Here is a 19,715-nt window from a genome sequence, read left to right as displayed (position 1 = left end):
ATAATAAGTACGAGAAAAGCACTAGACCGAATGGCTGGGGCGCTGACGCTGCGCAAAGGCCCTTATCGCCGAGACGCTACTGCTTCGAGTATGCCGCCCGCACGCTTATGCCGGGGATGGCGCCGATGCGGCCGGCCATCGCCGCGATGGTGTCCTGCGGCGCGTCCACGGCCACGGAGATCACGTTCATGTGGCGCTTGGGGTAGGGGATGCCCATTCGGCCGATGATGATGTCGGCGTTCTCGTGCAGCACCTCGTTGAGGCGCGCGACAGAATCCGGGTCCTCGACGATGATTCCCAGCACTGCTACGCGGGTCTCCATGGCTGCCTCCTGTGGCATGCGTCTCTCCGCTTCACCGACAGAATACGCGCCTCAGGCGAGAAAATGACGCCTGAGGCGCGACTTTGTTGGGATTCTCGTACGAGAGGGGCCTTCGTGCGCGGATTTCGCGCCGGGGCGGGGGTTCCCGACGGGATTCCGTACGTGAGGGGCCTTCCGGCGCAGTTTCGGCGCCGGAGCGGGGGTTCCAGCGGCGGCCGCGTACGAGAAGGGCTCTCCGGCGCGCGCCGCGCCCTACCGTGCGAGAAGCGGCGTCAGCTCCCCCTGTGACACGATCGTGACCTCGTGCATCGCGCGGCTGATGGCGGTGTAGAGCCTGCGGCGCGAGAGCGGCGTGTCGGGGTAGACCTCCGCCTGCGCGTCGGGCACCACCACGTGGTCGAACTCCAGGCCCTTTGCCAGGCGCAGGTCCATGAGCACCACGCCGCTCGCGGGCATGAGGGAGTTGCGGTCCACGAGCTGTACGCGGTCTCCCAGCTGCTTCGAGAGCCAGTTGGCGCGCGCGGCGTCGGCGGCGACGATGGCGGTGAGGCCCTCCTCGCCCGCGGCCTTCTCGGCAATGCGTGCCAGCTCGGCCACGTAGCGCCCTGCGTCGCCGTCCGCCACCTCCACAACGCACGGCGGCGTGCCCGCGCGCTGCACCGAGGTGAGGCGCGCCCGCTCGTCGAGCGGCAGCAGGCTCGTGAACAGCTCCGTTATCTCCGGGCTCGAGCGGTAGCTGGTGAGAAGCTCACAGGTCGCGACCTCGCCATGCGTTGCTGAGAAGATCTGGCGCACCTGGTCGAAGCTCGCCGAGCCCTCGCGGATGGCCTGGTGCTCGTCGCCCAGCAGCATGAAGTGGGCGCGCGGGAAGTAGCGCGCCAGCACCATGAGCTGCGTCACGGTGTAGTCCTGCACCTCGTCCACCATCACGTAGCGCGCGGACTTCTCGCCGCCGCCCATCACCAGCAGCTTGAGGTAGACCCACTCGGCCGCCGTGAGCGCGCTCTTGCCCAGCACGCGCATGCCAATGCGGTCGATGCGCAGCCAGTTGCCGCGCTCGATCTCGTCGTGAGCGCCGGAGAAGAGATGTTGCACGTAGGTGAGGGCGTAGGCGGCGCACTCATCATCGTCGGCGGGGCTTATCGTCTGGCCAAAGACCTCGACCTGCTCCTCCACGTCCAGGCCGAGCATCTCCTCCCAGACCTCCTCGCTCTTTGAGAGCGCCGCGAGCTTGCGGTCCAGGCGGTCGTGCAGCTCGTCCTTCACCAGCGCGGTGAGACGCGGGCCAACGGGGATCTGTGAGAACTTTGCCACGGCGCCCGCCACCGAGGACGCCTTGAGCATCACGCGCTCGCCGCAGCGGACCTCGCGCAGGTCGTCGGGCTCGAGCTTCATCGTGCGCACGCCCTCCTCCAGGCGTGCGAGCTCCTCCGGATCTCCGTCGCGCCCGTCGCCGCGCTCGGAGAGGCCCAGGCTGGCGAGAAAGCCGCGCCACGTGAAGATGCGCGGGTTCTTCTCGCCCATGCTTGGCAGCACCGTGTCGATGTAGTGGCGGAAGACGTCGTTGGGCGTGAAGAGGAAGATCTGGTCTGCCGAGAGGGTCTTACGCTCCTGGTAGAAAAGGTACGCCACGCGCTGTAGCAGCACCGAGGTCTTACCCGAGCCAGCGATGCCGCTCACGAGCAGCACGGGCACGTCCTCGTGGCGGATGACCGCGTTCTGCTCGCGCTGGATGGTCGCGGTGATGGCCGCGAGCTTCTCGGAGTGGTGCTTCTTGAGCGCGCCGAGAAGCAGCGAGTCCTCGATGGCCACGGTGGTGTCGAAGTAGGAGTTGAGCACGTCGCCCGTGATGTCGAACTGGCGGCGCAGCAGCAGGTTGACGGTGCGCGTGCGGCCGTCCACCTGGTAGGAGGTGGGTCCCATCTCCTGGTTGTAGTAGGTCTCGGCAACGGGGCTGCGCCAGTCCACGATGAGCGGGCGCTTGTGCTCGTCGGTCATGCCCGCGGCTCCAATGTAGACGTCGCGCGGCGGACGGCCGGGGCGCATCTCGAGCGTGACCTTGGCGAAGTAGGGCTGGCGCAGCAGTAGGAGCACGCGCTGCAGCTTCTCGACGGTGAAGTCGTGGTACTGGTTGTACGTGTCGATGACCGAGTTGAGCGTCTCGATGGCGGCGAGCGTCTCCATTGTCTCGTCGGTGCCGCCAAAGTCGGGGCGAATCTCCTCGCTCATCTCGCGAAGGTCGTTCGCGGCGCCCTTGTGGCTGGTCTCAATCTCCTCGGTGAGGGTGTCGCGCAAGGCGCAGAGCTGGGCGTATATCGCGCTCAGGTGGTCCTGCTCCTCACGGAACGTTGCGTCGTGCGTCTCGTCTGCCATGCGTCCTCCCAGTGCCCGGCACGAAAGCGTGACGGACTATTGTAGCGCGAGAGGAGCGGGCGGCGCGAGCCGGTACGGCGCCGGCGGTGCGACGTAGGCGCGGCGAGAAGGACCGCCGGCGCTAGGCCGTGGCGTCCTCGCCAGTCACGATGCGCACGGTGCAGGAGGGGAAGCCCCCGGCGTTCGAGTACGTCACGGTGCAGGGGATGCGGTCGGGGAGCGCCTTGGGGTCGAGGCCCGCGCCCAGCGCCAGCGCGCCCATCTCCTTTGTGTTGATGCGACCCACCAGCTCCTCGAAGACCTGGCAGCGCCAGGTGGAGCCAATGCCCAGCGGGCCCTTCTCACGCACGAACTCGCCCGGCGCCGAGGTGACGGAGTGCTTGGTCATCTCGAGGCCGGCGGCAAGGACCATCGTGGTGCTCTCAAAGACAAACTCCTCGAGCCTCTCGGGCTCGCGCCTACGTGCGGACATGCGTGTCTCCTTGGTGCATTGGTGTTCTCGATGCGGGCGCTGCGCCGCGTTGCGGCTGGTCGCGCAGTGCGTCGGCTAGTCGCAGGCCTTCTCAATGCGCCGGCGCAGCTCGTCGATGCCCAGGCCGGTCTGCGCGGAGGTGAGCAGCATCTGCTCGCGCAGCACCTCGAGCTGGCGCGAGAGAAGCTCCACCTGGCGCGTCTGCTTGGGTCGGCTGAGCTTATCGGCCTTGGTAAGCGCGACCACAAAGGGCAGGTTGTTCTCGCGGAGGAACGCGAGCATGTCCTGGTCGAGCTTCTGGGCCTCCAGGCGAACGTCGACGAGGGCGATGACCAGGTTGAAGCTGCGCTCCTGGGCAAAGTAGCCCGAGATGAGGTTTGCCCAGCGCTGGCGCTCGGCCATCGAGACGCGCGCGTATCCGTAGCCGGGCAGGTCCACAAAGCTAATGCCGTCTGCCTCGAAGAAGTTCACGTTTGCCGTCTTGCCTGGCTGCGACGAGACCTTTGCCAGCGCCTTGCGCCCCAGCAGCTTGTTGAGCAGCGACGACTTGCCCACGTTGGAGCGGCCGACAAAGGCCACCTCGGGCGTGGTGGGGGCGGGGAGCCCGTCGACGGTGCCGTATGAAGCAATGAAGCGAGCGTTCTGCAGGTTGAGCGCCATGGTTTCCTCTTTTCGCGATGCCTTTGGGTGACGATTCTACCCGAAGCGAGAATGGAGCCTGCCCGCCATCCCGTCTCGGCCCTGGATTCCATGGGTTCGGGGGGCCAATAAACGCTCGGATTCTGCAGCATTCGTGCAGCCTGCAAATTCCGATTGGTTAGCCCCGGTTAAACGATCGGAATTTGCAGCTGGATAACGGCTCTGCAGATTCCGATCTCTCTGCTAGACCAGGATTGACCTACGCCCTCGCCTCCCAGTAGTCCCAGAGCGGCTGGGGCTCTTCTATGAGGTCGCGCCTCGTGTGCGCGTACCTGCCTGCCGCGAGCTGGCCCGAGAGGGTCTCCCCCCGGTCGGCGTCGGAGTGCCGGGCCTGCTCGAGCCAGCGGAAGCAGTCGAGGTGGCGGCCCAGCCACCTGGTCGAGACGCCGTGGAAGGGAGCGAGGAAGATCTTGAGCCTCTGGTGCATGGCGTCCACGAGCTCGAGCTCGCCGCCCCTCGCGTCCCGGGTGGCGGTGGCGACGTGCTCGGCGACGCCGAGCGACGGGAGGACGCGCGCGTAGGAGGCGTGGTCGTCGGTCGAGACCCACGACCCGTCGACGACCCCCGCGAGCGAGCCGCGGAGCCCGGCGTCGGTGGGCCTGCCCCGCCCGCACACCGCAGCGAACTCGTCGCCGAGGTCGTTGGCGGCGCAGACCACGCAGACCTTCTCGCGCGATATCCCGCGGGCGTGGACGGACTCGCCGTTCCTGTGCGGCCTCCGGGGCATCCCGGTCCGCGACCTCGCCCTGTTGCCGGTGAGCGACTCGTTGAGGTAGGTGCCGTCGAACTGGCATGAGACGGTGGGGCCCGTGCGGAACGCCTGGAGCGCCGCGCCCATCACCTCGAAGAGGCGCATCCTCATGAACCAGGAGGTCCCGGGGCACACGTGGCACCTCCTCGCGAGCTCCCGGAGCGACTCGCCCGCGACGTGCCCTCCGCGTAGTCGGCCCAGGTCGATACCGGCAGCTTCGACGTCGCCACGACCGAGCCGGTCCTCGCCGAGAAGGTCCTGCCGCACGACTTGCAGCGCCACCTCTGCCGCCCGTCGGCGCCGTGCCCCTTCCTCGTGACGCCCGGCGAGCCGCACCTCGGGCAGCACGCGGGCTCGCCAGCGGCCCCGCCGCCGGCGAGCCCGTCCGCGATCAGGGCCCTGATGGCCTCCACGAGCCGGCGCTTCTCCGCGACCGTGAGCGCGCGGGTCTCCTGCAGTATGATGTCGAACATGTCCGGGGCCTTCCTCCTCGATTCCTGTGTTTGGCGACACGGATCATAGCGAGGGCCCCGGACGTTAATTTGGCTTGCTCAGGTCAATCTTGGTCTAACAGAGAGTTGCGCGTCAACTCCCGTCGTTAGGCCCGCCTGCGGGCGCCCTTGGCGTCTGGCGCGAACCCGATCGAGACGACCATCTCCGCCCTGTCCGCGCGGAGCATGAAAAGGCCCCGGTCCTTTGCGGGACCGGGGCCTGGGAGCCGTGTGCCGGCGAGGCGCTCGGCGTTGGAGTTTTTGCCTCTCGAGACGGTTACTCGGCGTCGGCGAAGCCGTTGGGGTTGTGGCTCTGCCAGTTCCAGCTGTCGCGGCACATGTCGTCGATGTCGTACTGCGCCTTCCAGCCCATCTCGCGCTCGGCCTTGGAGGCATCGCACCAGTTGGCGGCGATGTCACCCTCGCGGCGCGGGCAGATCTTGTAGGGGGAGCTCCTTGCCGCAGGCCTTCTCAAACGCGTGAATCACGTCGAGCACGGAGCTGCCGGTGCCGGTGTCCAGGTTGAAGATCTCGACGCCCGTCTTGCCGTTCATCCAGTTGAGCGCGGCGACGTGGCCCGATGCCAGGTCGCAGACGTGGATGTAGTCGCGCACGCCGGTACCGTCGGGCGTGGGGTAGTCGTTGCCAAAGACCTGGACCGCGGCGAGCTTGCCCACGGCGACCTGCGCCACGTAGGGCACGAGGTTGTTGGGGATGCCCTTGGGGTCCTCGCCGATTAGGCCCGAGGGATGCGCTCCGATGGGGTTGAAGTAACGCAGCAACACGACGTCCCACTCGGGGTCGGCGGTATGGACGTCCATGAGGATCTGCTCGATCATCCACTTGGTCCAGCCGTAGGGGTTGGTTGCGGGCTTCTTGGGGTCCTCTTCGGTGACGGGCGGGTTGTCCGGGTCGCCGTAGACGGTCGAGGAGCTCGAGAAGATGATGGACTTGCAGCCATGGTTGCGCATGACGTCGAGCAGCACGAGCGTGTTCTCGATGTTGTTGTGGTAGTACTCGATGGGCTTGTGGACCGATTCGCCGACGGCCTTGAAGCCGGCGAAGTGGATCACGCAATCGATATGGTGGGTGTCGAAGATCTTGTTCATGGCCTCGCGGTCCAGGACGTTTGCCTCATAGAAGGTGAGGTTCTTGGCGGCCTCGTCGCCCACGATGGTCTTGACGCGGTCGACGGCGACAGTGCTCGCGTTGGAAAGATCGTCAACGATGACAACCTGGTAGCCGCCCTCGAGGAGCTGGACGACGGTGTGGGAGCCGATGAATCCGGCGCCACCGGTGACGAGGACGCAGATGTCCTCGGGCTTAAGAGCTTCTGACATGTGATGTCTCCTGTACGGGATATTGCGACATATACACACAACAGGTATCGGAGCACATATGTCACAAAACGTTTCAAATTCCCTGCTCGATCAGGATGTTTCCCGCCGCACGGCGCTCAAGGCGCTCTTCGCCGCCGCGTCCGCGGCCGTCCTCTTCGGCCTGCCGCAGCGTACGTATGCGGCCGAGGCCTCGCAGGAGACCACCGATAAGCTCAACGAGGCCCAGGCGAAGGTCGATGAGGTGCAAAAGCAGCTCTACGGCATCGCCAGCGAATACTCGGCGCTCGCCTCGAAGAACGCGGACACGCTCAACAAGATCGAGGGCGTCCAGTCCCAGATCGACGCCAAGAAGAGCGAGCTCAAGAAGAAGCGCGAGGGCCTCTCCGACCGCGTCACCGCGAGCTACAAGTCGGGCGGCACCAACGTCCTGTCCCTGCTTTTGACCTCCGGCTCGTTTGAGGAGTTCGTCGCCAACACCCACTATGTGGAGAAAGTCAACAAGAGCGACCGCGACGCCATCTCGGATATCCAGACGATCCAGTCTGAGCTCGACAGCCAAAAGGCCGACCTCGAGAAGCAGAAGACCGACCTCGAGTCCCTCAAGGACAAGCAGACCGAGCAGATGAAGAGCATGCAGTCCAAGCAGGCCGAGGTCCAGAGCGTCCTCAACGGCCTGTCGGACGACGTCAAGGAGCTCATGGCCAAGCGCGATTCCGAGATCCTCGCCGCCGCCCAGGCGGAGGAGGAGGCCAAGAAGGCGACGGCCGCGGCGCAGCAGCCGACGTACTCCGGCGGCTCGAGTTCGGGCGGTTCCAGCTCGGGTGGCGGCAGCTACAGCGGCGGCACCCCGCAGCAGAGCGGCGGTTCCGGCAAGCAGCAGGCTGTCGTCAACGCCTGCTATTCCACGCCTTCGCCCGGTCTCAACTGGTGCGCCGCGTGGGTCACGAATGTCTTCCGCAACGCCGGTGTGGGCTTTTTTGGCGGCAACGCGTGTGACATGTTCAACGCCTACTGCTACAGCTCCGATCGCTCGACCCTGCAGGTGGGCATGATCGTCGCCGACTCCTCGCATGCCGGCACCGGTAGCCCCGGTTTGCTCTACGGCCACGTGGGTATCTACGTGGGCAACAACATCGTCATGAGCAACGAGGGCTCGATCACGTCAAAGTCGCTCGACTCGTTTATCGCGTTCTATGGAACCGGTTCGGGCGTGCGCTGGGGTTGGCTCGGCGGTATCGCGCTGTCGTAGTGCCTCATTTCCGTGAGTTGGCCTGGACTGCCGGCGGGGCATTAAGTTGCCTGCTCGGACAGTCCTGCTCGCACGAAGAGCACATTAAGTGCCCTTCGGCTCGTGCGGAACTCGCGACCAACTTAATGCCCCGCCGGCAGTCCAGGCCACTCGGGTTTGGGCGCTTCTTCGGCGCGGGGGTGGCTAAAACAAATAGAGTGAAGGCCCCATTTGGGGCCTTCTTTTGTATTAGATGAAATCGCCTACGCGGTGGACTTCGGGTTCGAGGTCTACGTCGAGCTGCTGCTTTACCTTGGCTATTTAAGCAATTGGAACGGGACGCAGTTTTCGGTCCTGCTTCACGGAGATAATCCGCGAGCCATTCCATCATCGGCCATGCGTCGATATCGCGGCGGTTCCGTCGTGCGGTGCGGGCTTGTGGCGAAAGGGACGGGCTTGTGGCGAAGAGCATCGGACGGGTGCTTTTGTCTCTGCCTGTCCCTATAAAGTCCGTGGGACAGATCGGATGATTGGAGAGCCCGTGACAAACGCAGCTGTACTGGATCAATACAAAGCGTGGCATGGAAAGATCGAGGTGACGAGCCGCGTCGATATTGAGGGTCCCGAGGACCTCGCACGTGTCTACACGCCGGGGGTGGCCGTTCCCTGTAAGGAGATTGCGCGCGATGTTGACCTGTCGTTCGACTATACGCGAAGGGCCAACTTGGTGGCCGTCGTCACGGACGGCAGTGCGGTGCTCGGTCTAGGCGATATCGGCCCCGAGGCGGGTATGCCGGTCATGGAGGGCAAGGCGGCGCTACTCAAGACACTTGCCGATGTCGACGCGTTTCCCCTGTGCATCCGTAGCAAGGACGTCGACGAGATCGTGCACACCATCCAACTGCTGCAGGGCAGCTTCGGTGCCATCCATCTGGAGGACATCGCGGCTCCCCGCTGCTTCGAGATCGAACGCAAGCTCAAGGAGACGCTCGAGATTCCCGTTTACCACGACGACCAGCATGGCACTGCTGTCGTCGCGGCAGCGGCGATGGCAAACGCCTGCGAGGTGACGGGTCGCGATCTTGACACGGCCGGTATCGTGATCGTGGGGGCGGGGGCCTCTGGTATGGCCGTGGCACAACTTTTGCTGGGGATGGGAGCGACCCAGATCACCCTGGTCGACAAGGATGGCATTGTGGAGCGGGATGACGACATCGTGACGCCCGATACTGCCGACACGGTCGACAAGACTAACCCGCGTGATATATCGGGTGAACTTGCCTATGCGATGAGCGGCGCCGACGCGGTAATCGGCGTGGCCGCGGGCGGGATCATCTCTGCCGACATGGTGCGCCTGATGGCGCCGAATCCGATCGTGTTCGCGTTGGCGAACCCGATGCCCGAGATCATGCCCGATGAGGCTCGGGCGGCCGGTGCCGCCGTTACGGCGACGGGGCGCTCGGACTTCGATAACCAGGTCAACAACGTCCTCGCTTTTCCTGGAATCTTTCGCGGTGCGCTTGATGTGCGCGCCCGCGAGATCAACGACGCGATGCTCTTGGCCGCGACGCATGCGCTTATCGAGTTGACGCGCGAGGACGGGTTGGCGCCGAACTACATTGTGCCTTCGGCCTTGGATAGACGCGTGGTCGAGCGCGTCGCAGCCGCCGTGGCCGACACGGCGGTGGCAACTGGCGTCGCCCGTCACTCCGCTGCGGAAGGGCATTAGCTGCACCGTTCGCCCTATCGCTTTTGGCAAATGCTCAATCGAGGCGGGCGGCTGAAAGAGTAGAGTGGTGTTGTTATCAGCCGTATCCGCGGGGAAGGGGATTCGACCGCGACCGTGCCCGAGACGCAAAAAGACATTCTGTCCTATCTGGACCATGTGACGCGCGAGTTCGATCCCGAGCGCATTGAGCGGTTCACCACGGTCGATATCGCCCGGGCCATGAGCATCTCCCGCAACCTTGCGAGCCAGTACCTCAACGACCTGGTGCGTCGGGGCCTGCTGGTGAAGGCGGGAATCAGGCCCGTGTGCTACTTCCACCGGCACGATATCGAGCGCTACCTGCAGGCACGACTCGACCGCTCCGCCTTCGATACCGTGGATGAGTTGCTCGGCATGCGCGGGACGATGCCCGGGAAGGGCTTTGATCGCGCGATCGGTCACTCCTTAAGCCTTTCCTCGGCGATCGAGCAGATGCGCGTCGCCATGGGGTACCCGCCCTGCGGTCTGCCAGTGCTGATCATGGGTGCATTGGGTACGGGCAAGACGTTCATGGTCAAGCTGATGCTCGAATACGGTAAAGGCGCGGGTCTCGTTGCACAAGACGGAGAGATCGTCACGGTCGATTGCTCCCGCTGTCCCGTAAGCACATGGGATATCGGGCGCGAGTACTTTGGCGAGGAGGGGCACTCGGGCTGGAGCGATCGTGCTCGAGGCGGCATCCTGCTGTTCAAGTACATCGATTTGCTGCCTCGCCCGCAGCGTGAGTTCCTGTTCACGCATGCTCTCCTGGCGGCTCGCGCCAACCAGGATTCCGAGGACCGGGGGCTTCGCTTTGTCTTCACTACGACGGTTCCTGCCGATTCCGACCTGGCGCGCGAATTTTCGCATCGCCTACCGGTGATTGTTCCGCTTCCCGCGCTGCGCGAGCGCACACCAGAGGAGCGACGCGAGATCGCGCTCCATTTTCTCAAAGACGAGGGGCGGCGTATGAGCGTGGACGTCCTGATCACGCGCGGCGCCTTCAACTGCCTGACGAATGCGGACTTCGATGACAATATCTCTGAGCTCAGGCGCAGCATCACTAATGCCTGCGCCGAGGCGTATCTTGAGCGGGGCGGGGCGTCGAACATCATAGTGAGGACCTATAGGCTTCCGGCCAACGTGCTGAGCCGCGTGACGGCGGTCCAGGCCGAGGGAGACGGAGAGCTTGTCGATACGACGAGGGCTGCTCGGCACGACGTCTCCACGCGCTCCGTAGATGCCTATCGACCGATGCTTGAGGTATTCGGACTGTTTAAAGATGGTGCGATTGACGCCGCAGAGCTCGAGCGGCGTATCGCCGCGAGCGTCAAATCGTTCGAGGACAACCTGGCTGCCGGACACGGCGCCCGCGGCCCGCGCCTCGATGCCTTCACCCGCCTCCTCGGCGAGACGGTGACGGGCATCAACGAACATCGCGGCAGCGCGCTATCGTACGCCACGGCGCGTGTTATGGCGCAGCTGGTCTATGAGCAGCTATGGCCCGATGACAGCTTGCCCTGCTGGAAGAACGAGAATAAGGCAGAGATCAACGGCATAACCACGTTGATCGTGTGTGCCCATGTGGGTGCAGCGCGCCTCGCCGAGGAGGTTGTCGCGCGCACCAAGTGTGTGTTGGGCATCGATGCCGATGCGCTTTCGCGGCTGGTTATTATCGCGCATATTGCCCTGATGGAAGGGGACGGGGCCCTTCCCCCGACAGCGCGGGGGAAGGCGGCCGGCTGAACGTCTTCATGGACGGAGACCGGGTTCGTATCCCGTGGATCGCGACTGTCGACTCGAACTGCGGTCTTTGAGTCGAAGCGGCGGGGCGGGATGTGTCGAGATGCAGTCTGAGTGGCGAAAGTCGCCCCTGCTTGGCGAAACGCCGGCGGGGGCGGCTTTCTTTATGGCGGCTTTCCGTACTCTGGGGCCACGGCAATACACGAGGGAAAAGAGGATGCCGCATGAGAAACGTGGTGCTTGCGTCTCATGGAAGGCTGGCCGCAGGCATGAAGAGCTCGGTCGAGATGGTCGTCGGGGCCCAAGAGCACCTGATGACGATCAGTGCCTACGTGGACGGTTGCACCGATCCCGCTCAGGAGCTCAAACAGATGGTCGACTCACTCGAGGAGGGTGACGAGTTGGTCATTTTGACCGATGTCTTGGGCGGAAGTGTCAACAACGAGGCCTCTCAGTTCGTTAACGAGCCCGGCGTGTTCGTCGTCACCGGCATGAACCTGCCGCTCGTGCTCACACTCATGATAGATAACGCAACGCCCACGCAGCAGCTTATCGACGCCACCGTCGCCGAGGCGCGTGAGCAACTCGTTCAGATTAAACCCGTTGAATCGAAGTCCGAGGAGGACTTCTAGACAAGGCAACGTCGGTCGTTGCGCACAACAGCGGCCGAGCCCGATCGAAAGGAATCATCATGATCGTTCTGTTCCGCGTCGACCATCGTCTGCTCCATGGTCAGGTCATCTTCTCCTGGACGTCCGCGCTCAAGCCCGATTGCATCCTCGTCGCCAACGACGATGTCGCCTCCGACGAGCTGCGCAAGACGACGCTGCGCCTGTCGAAGCCCAACGACGTTAAGCTCGTCATCAAGAACATCGACGATTCAATCGCCGCGATCAACGGGGGCAAGACCGACAAGTATCACCTGATGATTGTTGTCTCCAACGTGGCCGATGCGACTCGCATGGCGCTCGCCGTCGAACAGATTGCCGCCATCGACCTGGGCGGCACCAAGCCCACTGACGAGACCAAGCAGATCGCAAAGTCCATCAACCTCACCGACGAGGACATTGCGCTGCTCAAGAATGCCCAGGATCAGGGCATCGAGGTATACATCCAGGGAGTCCCCAGCGACAAGAAGGTCCCGTTCTCGGCATAGTGCCGGACGGCAGATAGAGGGAGAGGAAAACCTATGCTTTGGAAAACGTTCCTTGTGGGTCTTGTCGCCTTCATCGGCTACTGCGACCACGTGACCGGCAAATCGATGCTCCAGCGCCCGGTGGTCATGGGCCCGCTGGTCGGCATCGCGCTCGGTGACTTCCAGACCGGCCTTGCCGTGGGCGGCACGCTCGAGCTCGCGTTCATGGGCAACATGGCCATCGGTGCTGCCATCCCGCCCGAGATCACCGCGGGCGGCGTCTTGGGCACTGCCTTCGCCATCACTTCGGGTTCGGGTGCGGAGGTCGCCGTGGCGCTGGCGCTTCCTATCGCCACGCTCGCGCTGCTCATCAAAAACCTGTTCTACCTGATCATCCGTCCCCAGTTCATGCTCCATACGGCCGATAAGTTCGCCGCCGAGGGCAATGTCGACGGTGTGTCGCTTATGCACGACCTTGGTTACTGGCTCTACGTGATCGTCATGACGCTCGCCTGCGCCATCTCGTTCTATGTGGGAAGCCCCGTCATCGAGGCCCTGATCGCCGCCGTTCCCCAGTTCATCATGGACGGCATCTCCATCGCCGCCGGCATCCTCCCCGCGCTCGGTTTTGCCATGCTCGCCAATATGCTCATCAACGACAAGGTCGCTCCCTGGTTCGCTGTCGGCTTCCTGCTTTCGGCATACCTGAACATCCCGGTCTTGGGTCTGGCCCTGCTGGGCGGGGTCGTCACCTTGCTGATCCTGCGCAGCAACGGCACCCAGGCGCAGCCCGCCGTGGCAACCGATGACGAAGAGGATTTCTAGGCCGCGACCCGTACCGGCCGCAGCGCCGGATCGCAGCCATATGGCAAGGAGGCCATAAGATGACTGAGAACAAGATTACCGAGAAAGAGCTGCGCAGCATGTTCTTCCGCTCGCTCAACTTCGATGGCTCGTTTAACTACGAGCGCCAGATGAGCATGGGACTGTGCCACTCCCTCGCCCCCGTTATCAAGAAGCTCTATCCCGCCAAGGAGGATCGGGCTGAGGCGCTCAAGCGCCACGGCGAGTTCTTCAACGTGACGCCTGCCATGGCCCCGCTCGTCCTGGGCATCACGGCTGCCATGGAGGAGCGCAACGCCAACGAGGATGGCTTCGACACCAACTCGATCAATGCCGTCAAGGCATCGCTCATGGGTCCGCTGTCCGGTATCGGCGACTCGCTGTTCTGGGGCACCATCCGTCCCCTTGCGGGCGGCATCGCGGCGTCGCTGGCGCTCGCCGGCAACATCTTCGCGCCGCTCGTGTTCTTACTGGCGTTCAACATCCCCAACTACCTGGTGCGCTGGTTCGGCATTCACTGGGGCTACAAGATGGGCACCGATTTCCTGGCTAAGGCCGAGAAGTCCGGCATCATGCAGAAGGTGTTCCAGGGTGCGGCCATGATCGGCCTGATCGTTATCGGCGGCATGGTCGCCTCGATGGTGACCGTAAAACTCGGTTGGACGATCGGCAGCGGTGACGGCGCCATCGACCTCAATAGCGTGCTCGATGGCATCATGCCCAAGATGCTGCCGTTGGCGGTGACGTTCGCCCTGTCCAAAGCTCTGGGCAAGGGCGCGAAGGTCAACACGCTTCTTCTGGTCATCGTCGTGCTGAGCATCGCCGCCGCTTGGTGCGGGTTGCTCACCGCCTAGCCGGTAAGGAGGGAATACAGAGATGAGCCATGAGGATCAAGTCCGTCTGATGACGGATAAGATGGCCTCGTTCGTGGGCCATGTCGCAAAGGTCCTGCCCGATGACGTGCAGGAAAAGATCACGCAGATGGCTGCTGCCGAGACCGACCCGCTCGCGAAATCCATCTACGAGACGATGCACCGCAACATGCAGCTTGCGGAGAAGCTTGACCGTCCGAGCTGTCAGGACACCGGTGTGCTGCAGTATTGGGTGAAATGCGGCACCGGGTTCCCGCTCATGGGGGACCTCGAGGCGCTGCTCAAGGAAGCCACGGTCCAGGCGACCTTTGCCACGCCGTTACGCCATAACTCGGTGGAGACCTTCGACGAGGTCAATACCAAGCGCAACGTGGGCAAGGGAACGCCGACGGTGTTCTGGGATATCGTGTCCGACTGGGACGGCTGCGAGATCTACGTCTACATGGCCGGTGGCGGCTGCACGCTGCCCGGGCACGCCATGGTGCTCATGCCCGGCGACGGCTATGAGGGCGTCGCCAAGTTCGTGCTGGATCGCATGACGAGCTACGGCCTCAACGCCTGCCCTCCGCTGCTGGTGGGCGTGGGTGTGGCCACGAGCGTGGAGACCGCCGCGCTGCTGTCCAAAAAGGCACTGATGCGACCCATCGGTTCGCATAACGATAACGAGCGTGCCGCCAAGATGGAGCAGCTGCTCGAGGATGGCATCAACAAGATCGGTCTGGGGCCGCAGGGTCTGGGCGGCGCCCTTTCGGTCATGGGTGTGAACATCGAGAACACCGCAAGGCATCCGTCCGCCATCGGCGTGGCGGTCAACGTGGGCTGCTGGAACCATCGTCGCGGCCATGTAATCTTCGATGCCGACCTCAATGCGACCGTGACGACCCATTCGGGGGTAGAGCTGTAATGGTAGAGATCCGTGACGGCAAGAAGGTCCTGGTGACGCCGGTGAGCGCGGAGGATCTAGCCGATATCAAGGTCGGAGACGTCATCTATCTCGATGGCGATTTGATGACGTGTCGCGACGTGGCCCACCGCCGCCTCGTGGAATATGGTCGCGATCTGCCCTATGACATCCGCGACAAGGCCATCTTCCATGCGGGCCCCATCGTGCGCCCCATCGAGGACGCGGCACCTGGTGAGCCCGACTACGAGATGGTTTCGGTCGGACCGACCACCTCCATGCGCATGGAGAAGTTCGAGTATGAGTTCGTGAAGCAGACGGGCGTTCGCGTGCTCGTGGGCAAGGGCGGCATGGGTCCCAACACCGAGCGTGCCTGTCGGGAGTTCGGCGCCATCCACTGCGTGTTCCCAGCCGGGTGTGCCGTGGTCGCCGCCACGGAGGTGGAGTACATCGCCGAGCACCATTGGGAAGAGCTCGGCATGCCTGAGACGCTCTGGTGCTGCAAAGTCCACGGCTTCGGTCCCCTGATCGTCTCCATCGATGCTCAGGGCGATAATGTCTTCGAGCGTAACAAGGTGCTTTTCAACGAGCGTAAGGACGAGGCCCTGCAGGTAATCGACGAGCAGGTGAGCTTTATCAAATGATGCTTCACGAGTTGAATGAGCTGGCAGATACAATCGAGGCTGCTTCGTATTCGTCTGTCGAGGACGGTGTTACCATCACCGTGAAGCCTGTTCCGGATGCCTTACGTGAGCATGCGCTCGATCCGCGTGTGAAGAAGCGCATCGAGTCGCGGCTTGCGGCCAAGAAGGCCGCTGGCACAAAGGGCGGTGCGTTCAGTCTGCGTTGCACGCGCAAGCCGCCGGTGTTCGATGCCGGGCTCTACGGTGACGCATCGACGGTCGAGGAGCGGCTGGTCGAGATCGATGGCGACCATCGCATCGATGTGTTCGTTGTCCGCCCCAAGAGCTTTGCTGCGGGTCGTCCGGTTCTGATCCATTTTCATGGTGGCGGATTTACGATGGGCGGGTTTGCCTGGCAGGAACCTCAGATGCGCGCTATCGCCGAGCGCTCAGGCTGCACGGTTGTGTACCCCGAGTATCGCCTGGCGCCCGAGTGCCCCTTTCCCGGTCCGGTCCGCGATGCGTGGGGAACCCTGCTGTGGGTGCGCGAACACGCTGAGGAGCTCGAGATAGATCCGGAGCGTATCGTGCTTTCTGGTGATTCAGCCGGTGGATCGCTTGCCAACGCCTGCGTCATGTTGGACATTGAGAACGCTGCCGGCGACCGCTCGGCACGACTGGTGCATCACGTGTTCGAGGTGTATCCCTCGTTCGACTGGCGCGCGGCGCAGGAACAAGACGATTACCCCTGGTCGCTTGACCTCTACGATATGTGTGAGGACGAGCGCGAGCTGGTCGTCCCGCGTATCCTGAACATCAAGCGTTGTCGCGAGCATCGCTTGGGCACGCCGGTCGATTTGTACTTTCAGGGTGCGGACGTTTCCGACCCGTTGGCCTCGGCGGCTTGCGCCGACGATAGCGTGCTCGCTGAGTTTCCGACCGTTGTTGTCGCGGTCGCCGACTACGATTATCTGCGGATCGTCGACGAGTATATGGCGCGCCGGTTCGCGCGTCTGGGGGTTCCCGTCGAGTTGATCGAATACAAGGGTATCGATCACGGGTTTCTTGACAAGTTTCAGGACTATCCTCAGTCTCTGGAGCTGTGCTGCACGATTGCCGCGGATTTGGCTGCGTGTGCGCAAAACCAGTAACCACGGGCAAAATGCTCGGCAGGCTTCGCGCTCGCCGAGCGTTTTTTGATTACATAAATTCTCTCACGCGGTGGACTTCGGGCTCGAGGTCCACATCGAACTGTTGCTTTACCTCGGCTTGGATGTGGCGGATGAGCTCGTCGTCGTCGGCGGCGGTGGCGTGGTCGGCGTTGACGACGAAGCCGCAGTGCTTCTCGCTCACCTGCGCGCCGCCGCACGCATAGCCGCGGAGCCCCGCGTCCATGATGAGCTTGCCGACGAAGTGGCCCTCGGGGCGTTTGAACGTGGAGCCGGCGCTCGGCATCTCGAGCGGCTGCTTCTCCTCGCGGCGCTCACGGTAGCCGTCCATGTCGGCGCGGATCATGGCCGCGTTGCCCGGTGCCAGGCGGAAGGTGGCGGAGAGCACGATAAACCCGTCGTCCGCGATGCGGCTCTTGCGATAGCCGAGGTTGAGCTCGTCCACATCGAAATCGATGATCGCGCCACTGCCGCAGATGCCGCCGTCCTCGACTGGGCGGGAGGGCTTGTAGACACGCACGGACTTGAGGACGTCGGCCATCGAGGAGCCGTAGGTGCCGGCGTTCATGTAGCACGCGCCGCCGACCGACCCCGGGATGCCCGAGAGCGGCTCCATGCCCGTGAGCTCGGCCGCGGCGGCCGCCACGGCCACGTCTCAGAGAAGCGCACCGTATTCTGCAGCGTCCGGCAACCTCCTTCTGGGGTCCGGGTGGTCTCGGTCGCCGGAGGGGCTTGTTTGGCACGCTTTAGCTGCGTCATACGGCCTCTTCCGGCGACTTTTCGTCGCTGGAGACGCGTCTCTGACACGTTTTGCGTCATCCGGGGCCTTCCGGCGATTCGCGCCGCGGATCCCGGACGTTTAGACCAGCCTAAACGGCGTGATTCGGCGGGATGGCTGGGATTCCGCGGATTCTGAACGTTTCATATGCCCCGCACCCCTGTCAAGGGCAAGGCTCGCCCAGCCCCGGATCCGTCGACCCTGGGCCGGGCTGCATCGGCAGGCGCCATGCCAATCGGAGAGGTCTCCGCTGAAGTAGCCGGCGGACGCGGGCGTCGCGGCACTTTCAGATTCGTGGACACCGGCGGGGCCGGCCCACACTTCGCGTGATTCGGCAGTGGGGGTGGTCGCTCTCCTTCTTTGAGTCTAGTCACGCACGCGCTGCGCAAGGCGGTGTGCAAATCGTCCTCGCGAGCCTCCCCGACGCCTCCGGACCGGCATGGGTGCCTGCGGATGGTCATACGTCCGCGGGCCCTACGCGCGTCCCAGCTCGCGGTCGACCATGCGCCCCAGGGCCCACATCTCGGAGACGACCTCCGAGGCCACCGCAACCTTGGCGACGTTGGCGCCCTTCCCGCGCGCGACGAGGTCGCCGAAGCGCCTCTGGTTGCGCTCGTTGCACCTCACCGCCTCCGCCTCCACGGCGGCGGAGGCCCCGTGGCCCTCCCCGGGCACCGCCTTCCTGGCGTCCCGGTGGTTGGCGAGCGACGAGAGGCCCTCGACGACCGCCCTGCGTACGGTGGCGTCGCCCGCCTTCGTGATGCCGCCGCTCCTGCCCGTGCGCTCCCCCGAGTCGTGGCGCGAGGGGACGAGGCCGAAGTAGGACCTGACGCTCCTGCCGTTCCGGAAGCGCGAGAAGTCGTCGACGGTGGCCACGAAGGCGAGCGCGCACATCTCGTCGACGCCCTTGAGGCGGCAGAGCGCGTCAACGTAGGGCCGGAACCTGTCGCGGCCGGCGATCTCGAGGCACCGGCGCCTGAGCTCCCCCGTCCTCCCGATCCAGTCCAGGGTCGATGCAAGGTAGAACCCGAGCGCCTCCCTCTCGTCGCGCTCGGGGAGCTCGATGGACCCGACCCAGGCGACGTAGTCTCTCGTCCAGGTCTTCCTGAGGGCCCCGAGGCCGTGCGCTCGTCCCAGACGTGCCCGTGCCTCAGGAGCATCGCCGAGAGCTGCTGCTTGAGGCGCCTGGTGGCCGCGGAGGCGTCCTGGTGGGCGCGGACCATGTCGCGGGCGGCCTCGGCCTCCTCCGAGGGGACGTAGACGGCCCTGCACCTGCTCGATGGGGCGACGACCGCCTCGAGCAGCGCCCTGGCGTCGCGGCGGTCGTCCTTGAAGGCCCTGTCGGAGGCGCTCCTCGGGATGCTCGACACGGCGATCACGTCGCAGTCGAGGCCGGCGCCCCTGAGGTCGCGCGCCAGCTGGAAGCCGCAGGGGCCGGACTCGTAGACGAAGCGGACGGGCGCCCCGACCCAGGCGAGCGCCCACCCGGAGATGTCACTTGCCGAGGGGCACCCGACGAGCCTCGTCGAGCGGACCTCGGCGGTGTCGAGGCGGATGCCGCAGAGCGCCACCGAGCGCGCGTGCTGGTCGAGGGCGACGACGCCCGCGTGGCGCGAGTCGAGGGTATACTGTCCCATCAGAGGGCCGCTTTCCCTGTGTGCGGTAGGCTCGCCGCGGTTTGTATGGTGCAACCAGCGTACACGAGCCGAGCCCGCGAGGAGACAGGATGGGGGCCCTTCGTTCATGTCTGCCACATGGATGCGGGGCATATCGTCTAGGCCGGCCTAAACGGCGAGAAGGCGCGTCATCTCCGGAACACCGCGAGTCCGAACCGCGCGGACTCTGGGACCAACCTGCAAGCGCGCGTTCCGCCCTCGCTGCGCTCGCTGCCCGAGTGAATCAACCCGCATACGAATCTCCAGGGAGTCGGGGTAGAATGGCTAGGTTGGCAATGCCGGCGAGAAGGAAGGGGCACACACGGACACCAGAGACGACAAGCCCGACGAGCAGCCCAGGCACTCCATTCTCGTAACGCTTCTCATTGCTGCGGCAATCGTGCTGCTCGCGGGATTCCTTGCCTGGGGCGTCCCGACGCTGCTCAAGGCCGGCGTGCGCGAAGACGAGCAGGACACGGTCGCAGCCCCGGGCGCCGAGCCTGAGCTCCAAGGCCCAGACGAGCTGCCCGCCGCAGAATGAGACAAAGGGACTGTCCCTTTGTCTCACGTAGT

16 protein-coding genes and 4 pseudogenes are annotated in these 19,715 nt (G+C 64.3%); 10 read left to right on the top strand and 10 right to left on the bottom strand.

Annotated elements, in window-relative coordinates; translation table 11 throughout:
- Window positions 1-76: 76 nt before the first annotated feature.
- From NVS32_RS00260 to galE, 7 genes and pseudogenes are all read right to left on the bottom strand, one after another.
- On the bottom strand, window positions 77-340 hold the full coding sequence (locus NVS32_RS00260) for a TM1266 family iron-only hydrogenase system putative regulator (RefSeq protein WP_258498206.1): 264 nt from the start codon (window positions 338-340) through the stop codon (window positions 77-79).
- Window positions 341-574: 234 nt separating this feature from the next.
- Window positions 575-2,695 (bottom strand): HelD family protein, encoded by a 2,121-nt coding sequence (locus NVS32_RS00255; RefSeq protein WP_258498205.1) that lies wholly within the window; start codon window positions 2,693-2,695, stop codon window positions 575-577.
- 121 nt (window positions 2,696-2,816) lie between these two features.
- Window positions 2,817-3,167, bottom strand: a complete 351-nt coding sequence (locus NVS32_RS00250; protein WP_258498203.1) for a hypothetical protein — start codon at window positions 3,165-3,167, stop codon at window positions 2,817-2,819.
- A 75-nt stretch (window positions 3,168-3,242) separates the two neighbouring features.
- The gene (gene yihA, locus NVS32_RS00245) at window positions 3,243-3,827 is read right to left on the bottom strand and encodes a ribosome biogenesis GTP-binding protein YihA/YsxC (RefSeq protein ID WP_258498202.1); all 585 of its coding nucleotides are present in this window, start codon (window positions 3,825-3,827) and stop codon (window positions 3,243-3,245) included.
- Window positions 3,828-4,065: 238 nt separating this feature from the next.
- Complete coding sequence (locus tag NVS32_RS00240) at window positions 4,066-4,899, bottom strand: IS1595 family transposase (RefSeq protein ID WP_258498201.1); 834 nt, start codon at window positions 4,897-4,899, stop codon at window positions 4,066-4,068.
- Between the two features lie 8 nt (window positions 4,900-4,907).
- Window positions 4,908-5,090 (bottom strand): annotated as a pseudogene (locus NVS32_RS11095) (hypothetical protein); the annotation flags it as partial.
- A 295-nt stretch (window positions 5,091-5,385) separates the two neighbouring features.
- Window positions 5,386-6,448, bottom strand: a pseudogene (galE, locus tag NVS32_RS00235) (UDP-glucose 4-epimerase GalE).
- A 58-nt stretch (window positions 6,449-6,506) separates the two neighbouring features.
- Between galE and NVS32_RS00230 the strand changes: the two are divergent.
- The 10 genes from NVS32_RS00230 to NVS32_RS00185 all read left to right on the top strand — a co-directional run bounded on the left by NVS32_RS00230 (window position 6,507) and on the right by NVS32_RS00185 (window position 16,691).
- On the top strand, window positions 6,507-7,697 hold the full coding sequence (locus NVS32_RS00230) for a coiled-coil domain-containing protein (RefSeq protein WP_258498200.1): 1,191 nt from the start codon (window positions 6,507-6,509) through the stop codon (window positions 7,695-7,697).
- Between the two features lie 520 nt (window positions 7,698-8,217).
- Window positions 8,218-9,405 (top strand): NAD(P)-dependent malic enzyme, encoded by a 1,188-nt coding sequence (locus NVS32_RS00225; RefSeq protein WP_258498199.1) that lies wholly within the window; start codon window positions 8,218-8,220, stop codon window positions 9,403-9,405.
- Window positions 9,406-9,519: 114 nt separating this feature from the next.
- Window positions 9,520-11,169 carry a transcriptional regulator gene (locus NVS32_RS00220; RefSeq protein WP_258498198.1) on the top strand — a complete coding sequence of 550 codons (1,650 nt, stop codon included), beginning with the start codon at window positions 9,520-9,522 and terminating at the stop codon, window positions 11,167-11,169.
- Between the two features lie 221 nt (window positions 11,170-11,390).
- A complete protein-coding gene (locus NVS32_RS00215) occupies window positions 11,391-11,798 on the top strand; it encodes a PTS sugar transporter subunit IIA (RefSeq protein ID WP_258498191.1) in 408 nt (135 codons plus the stop codon).
- 59 nt (window positions 11,799-11,857) lie between these two features.
- On the top strand, window positions 11,858-12,322 hold the full coding sequence (locus tag NVS32_RS00210) for a PTS sugar transporter subunit IIB (protein ID WP_258498185.1): 465 nt from the start codon (window positions 11,858-11,860) through the stop codon (window positions 12,320-12,322).
- Window positions 12,323-12,355: 33 nt separating this feature from the next.
- Window positions 12,356-13,126 (top strand): PTS mannose/fructose/sorbose/N-acetylgalactosamine transporter subunit IIC, encoded by a 771-nt coding sequence (locus NVS32_RS00205; RefSeq protein WP_258498184.1) that lies wholly within the window; start codon window positions 12,356-12,358, stop codon window positions 13,124-13,126.
- A 59-nt stretch (window positions 13,127-13,185) separates the two neighbouring features.
- Window positions 13,186-13,998 (top strand): PTS system mannose/fructose/sorbose family transporter subunit IID, encoded by an 813-nt coding sequence (locus tag NVS32_RS00200; RefSeq protein ID WP_258498183.1) that lies wholly within the window; start codon window positions 13,186-13,188, stop codon window positions 13,996-13,998.
- A 22-nt stretch (window positions 13,999-14,020) separates the two neighbouring features.
- A complete protein-coding gene (gene ttdA, locus NVS32_RS00195) occupies window positions 14,021-14,920 on the top strand; it encodes a L(+)-tartrate dehydratase subunit alpha (RefSeq protein ID WP_258498181.1) in 900 nt (299 codons plus the stop codon).
- Window positions 14,920-15,561 carry a L(+)-tartrate dehydratase subunit beta gene (gene ttdB, locus NVS32_RS00190; RefSeq protein WP_258498178.1) on the top strand — a complete coding sequence of 214 codons (642 nt, stop codon included), beginning with the start codon at window positions 14,920-14,922 and terminating at the stop codon, window positions 15,559-15,561. Before ttdA ends, ttdB begins: the two co-directional genes overlap by 1 nt.
- Window positions 15,558-16,691, top strand: a complete 1,134-nt coding sequence (locus tag NVS32_RS00185; RefSeq protein ID WP_258498177.1) for an alpha/beta hydrolase — start codon at window positions 15,558-15,560, stop codon at window positions 16,689-16,691. The genes ttdB and NVS32_RS00185 overlap by 4 nt, the downstream gene beginning before the upstream one ends.
- A 49-nt stretch (window positions 16,692-16,740) precedes the next feature.
- Here the strand turns inward: NVS32_RS00185 and murB are convergent.
- From murB to NVS32_RS10955, 3 genes and pseudogenes are all read right to left on the bottom strand, one after another.
- Window positions 16,741-17,364: pseudogene (murB, locus tag NVS32_RS00180) on the bottom strand (UDP-N-acetylmuramate dehydrogenase); the annotation flags it as partial.
- A 597-nt stretch (window positions 17,365-17,961) separates the two neighbouring features.
- Window positions 17,962-18,759, bottom strand: coding sequence for a transposase (locus NVS32_RS00175; protein WP_258498175.1), 798 nt, complete (start codon window positions 18,757-18,759; stop codon window positions 17,962-17,964).
- Window positions 18,648-19,124, bottom strand: a pseudogene (locus NVS32_RS10955) (transposase); the annotation flags it as partial. The gene NVS32_RS00175 and the pseudogene NVS32_RS10955, both read right to left, overlap by 112 nt.
- Window positions 19,125-19,715 lie beyond the last annotated feature (591 nt).

It is taken from the genome of Tractidigestivibacter montrealensis, assembly GCF_024741235.1.
Lineage (GTDB): Bacteria > Actinomycetota > Coriobacteriia > Coriobacteriales > Atopobiaceae > Tractidigestivibacter > Tractidigestivibacter montrealensis.
This window is presented reverse-complemented; position numbering and strand designations above follow the sequence as displayed.

Coding starts and splice junctions, on each gene's coding strand:
- ttdB (WP_258498178.1), top strand. CDS start 14,920: ATGGTAGAGATCCGTGACGGCAAGAAGGTCCTGGTGACGCCGGTGAGC.
- NVS32_RS00260 (WP_258498206.1), bottom strand. CDS start 340: ATGCCACAGGAGGCAGCCATGGAGACCCGCGTAGCAGTGCTGGGAATC.
- NVS32_RS00205 (WP_258498184.1), top strand. CDS start 12,356: ATGCTTTGGAAAACGTTCCTTGTGGGTCTTGTCGCCTTCATCGGCTAC.
- NVS32_RS00215 (WP_258498191.1), top strand. CDS start 11,391: ATGAGAAACGTGGTGCTTGCGTCTCATGGAAGGCTGGCCGCAGGCATG.
- NVS32_RS00210 (WP_258498185.1), top strand. CDS start 11,858: ATGATCGTTCTGTTCCGCGTCGACCATCGTCTGCTCCATGGTCAGGTC.
- ttdA (WP_258498181.1), top strand. CDS start 14,021: ATGAGCCATGAGGATCAAGTCCGTCTGATGACGGATAAGATGGCCTCG.
- NVS32_RS00185 (WP_258498177.1), top strand. CDS start 15,558: ATGATGCTTCACGAGTTGAATGAGCTGGCAGATACAATCGAGGCTGCT.
- NVS32_RS00230 (WP_258498200.1), top strand. CDS start 6,507: ATGTCACAAAACGTTTCAAATTCCCTGCTCGATCAGGATGTTTCCCGC.
- yihA (WP_258498202.1), bottom strand. CDS start 3,827: ATGGCGCTCAACCTGCAGAACGCTCGCTTCATTGCTTCATACGGCACC.
- NVS32_RS00250 (WP_258498203.1), bottom strand. CDS start 3,167: ATGTCCGCACGTAGGCGCGAGCCCGAGAGGCTCGAGGAGTTTGTCTTT.
- NVS32_RS00200 (WP_258498183.1), top strand. CDS start 13,186: ATGACTGAGAACAAGATTACCGAGAAAGAGCTGCGCAGCATGTTCTTC.
- NVS32_RS00255 (WP_258498205.1), bottom strand. CDS start 2,695: ATGGCAGACGAGACGCACGACGCAACGTTCCGTGAGGAGCAGGACCAC.